The following is a 2,217-nucleotide window of genomic DNA, read 5'->3' as shown; positions in this document are numbered from 1 at the left end:
AATGAATTGACATATTCTGCTTGCTTATTCAAACGAGTTGATGCAGCCTGCACCATCTCTTGGAATAAACTGGTAGTAATTTTTGACACGATTATTCTCCTACAACTTTGATATTTTGAATGTAGACATTCACAGTCTGAGCAGTAATTCCTAGTTGATTTTCTAAACTAAAACGAACACGCTCTTGAATGTTTTTTGACACTTCGCTTATCTTTACTCCGTAGCTCAATACGGTATAAACATCAACTGCAATGCTACCATCTTCGGCTGCTTTTATAACAACACCCTTAGAATAATTTTCCTTACCAAGAAGGGCTTGGAAATTGTCTTTGAGGGCATTTTTACTAGCCATACCGACCACTCCAAAAATCTCAGTTGCGGCACCACCTACTACGGTTGCAATCACTTCATCTGTCAGTTCGATTTGACCATCTTTTGTATTAATTTTTACAGTCATTTTTTTTACCTCAACTAGTTGATACTCTATTTTATCATATTTCAGCCCAAGTGTAAAAGCAGAATGCTGTATCTGCGGATATTTACTCTATTTTTCAAATGGTTTTATCCTTAGAGCAAAAGAAAAAGACCAGTTAGGTCTTTTCATTTTTATTAAACGCGTTCAACTTTACCTGATTTCAAAGCACGAGCTGAAGCCCAAACTTTTTTAGGTTTACCATCGATAAGAACAGTAACTTTTTGAAGGTTTGGTTTTACGGCACGTTTTGTTTGGTTCATCGCGTGTGAACGGTTGTTTCCTGATACAGTCTTACGACCTGTAAAGTAACATACTTTAGCCATTGTGTTTTCCTCCTATTAGATCTAATATAGCGGATGTGCTAGCACCACATACCGTACTATGTTATCACACTTTCTTGAATTTATCAAGGGCCTAAACTATTTTTTTATTTAACGTAAACAACTCCAAGTTTACCAAAAGCGACTTCTCCACGGATAATCAAGGTTTTGTTTGTTGGCGCTACAGGAGCATCTGCCTTAGCTGCACCAAAGGAGGTTTCTACTTTCAAATCGACACGCCAGTGTTGTGGAACATAGACGGTTGCATTCCCGAAGGCCACTTCAATATTTAAAGTTGCAAAATCACCTAGCATCTCTGCATTATCATAGTAGATTTTAGCATCCCCAAAAGCGACTTCCACTTGGTCATCTACGAGATCTTGATCTTGTTTATAAAAGGTTCCACTACCAAAAGCGACTTCCTTATCTGTGATGACTGTTCGCTCACTGTTGTACCACCATTTTTTGCCGTACCAAAACTTACTTGAATGCGTCAGATAGCCAATTCCTAGCACTGCTAAGATACTAGCCCAAAACAAAGACTGGTTTGGAATAGGAAAAATGTTATAAAAATGATTCGCAATCATTAAGGCTACTAGAGCGGTAAAAACTGCTGATGTTAGATGACGACGAAGCAAAGCTTCAACTGATTGGTAAGCAAAAAAGGCGATACCAATCAAAGGCCATATCTTACCATCCAAAGAAGGAATGCCAAAATTTCCTTGCAGCAAGATCCAAGCTGCTAAAACCAATAAAACAATACCAAATGCTTTCTTTTTCATGTTTTTTACCTCATGTTTCTTAGATTTTCTTTTAGGAGGGATTGGTAATGTCGTGAGACATGAACCTCCTTGTGCGTCTGATAAAAGGAAATGGTCCCCGTTCCTGAAAAGGACTTGTCCACTGAGTAAATCTGACGAATGTTTGCGATAGTCGACTTGGATACTCGGCTAAAATAGCGAGGCAAGATAGACTCCAACTCATAGAGCTTGAGGCGAACCTCATAGGCTTCCTTCTGGGTATGAGCGTAAATCTTGCTCCCTTCTGTTTCAAAGAAGAGAATTTCTGAAAGGTCTAGATAATATTCACCTGTCCCCTTGTAAAAAGTCAACCTCGGAGCCTTTGACTCTTGCAAGAGCCGTTGCAAATCTGCAATTTCATCTGTCAAAGCAGGGGTCTTGATGACAATTTCAGTCTCCTCTAAATTGCCGTCAATCTCAATTCGTAACTTCATCACATCTCCTTTCTGACTCTACTATATCAAAGCTAAGTTAGGAATACAAGGGCAAAAAAGCAAGTGGTCAATTTGAAGCAGTAAGTGGTTGTAGGACTAGCTTAACTTACATGTCAAAATAAGAAGAAAAGGAATCCCCACACCAGACCACAAGCATAGCCAACCAAGACATCCTTGGGATAATGAAC

The 2,217-nt window shown here is 39.0% G+C and carries 4 protein-coding genes and 2 pseudogenes; all 6 read right to left on the bottom strand.

Features of this window, described 5'->3' with window-relative positions; translation table 11 throughout:
• Window positions 1-89 (bottom strand): annotated as a pseudogene (locus tag GMD6S_RS12610) (DAK2 domain-containing protein); the annotation flags it as partial.
• A 2-nt stretch (window positions 90-91) separates the two neighbouring features.
• Window positions 92-457 carry an Asp23/Gls24 family envelope stress response protein gene (locus tag GMD6S_RS08800; RefSeq protein WP_000216434.1) on the bottom strand — a complete coding sequence of 122 codons (366 nt, stop codon included), beginning with the start codon at window positions 455-457 and terminating at the stop codon, window positions 92-94.
• 152 nt (window positions 458-609) lie between these two features.
• Complete coding sequence (gene rpmB / locus GMD6S_RS08795) at window positions 610-798, bottom strand: 50S ribosomal protein L28 (protein WP_001140948.1); 189 nt, start codon at window positions 796-798, stop codon at window positions 610-612.
• Between the two features lie 104 nt (window positions 799-902).
• Window positions 903-1,577, bottom strand: a complete 675-nt coding sequence (locus GMD6S_RS08790) for a LiaF transmembrane domain-containing protein (protein WP_000725728.1) — start codon at window positions 1,575-1,577, stop codon at window positions 903-905.
• Between the two features lie 5 nt (window positions 1,578-1,582).
• Window positions 1,583-2,029: a LytTR family DNA-binding domain-containing protein gene (locus GMD6S_RS08785; protein WP_000776583.1), complete on the bottom strand. Its 447-nt coding sequence runs from the start codon at window positions 2,027-2,029 to the stop codon at window positions 1,583-1,585.
• Window positions 2,030-2,142: 113 nt separating this feature from the next.
• Window positions 2,143-2,217, bottom strand: a pseudogene (locus GMD6S_RS12350) (phosphatase PAP2 family protein); the annotation flags it as partial.

The organism is Streptococcus sp. GMD6S, assembly GCF_000297015.1.
The sequence above is the reverse complement of the archived record's forward strand: the minus strand, read 5'-3'. Positions and strand labels throughout refer to the sequence as shown.

Excerpts from the sequence above, each read along its gene's own strand:
- GMD6S_RS08800 (WP_000216434.1), bottom strand. The coding sequence starts at position 457 with ATGACTGTAAAAATTAATACAAAAGATGGTCAAATCGAACTGACAGAT.
- rpmB (WP_001140948.1), bottom strand. The coding sequence starts at position 798 with ATGGCTAAAGTATGTTACTTTACAGGTCGTAAGACTGTATCAGGAAAC.
- GMD6S_RS08790 (WP_000725728.1), bottom strand. The coding sequence starts at position 1,577 with ATGAAAAAGAAAGCATTTGGTATTGTTTTATTGGTTTTAGCAGCTTGG.
- GMD6S_RS08785 (WP_000776583.1), bottom strand. The coding sequence starts at position 2,029 with ATGAAGTTACGAATTGAGATTGACGGCAATTTAGAGGAGACTGAAATT.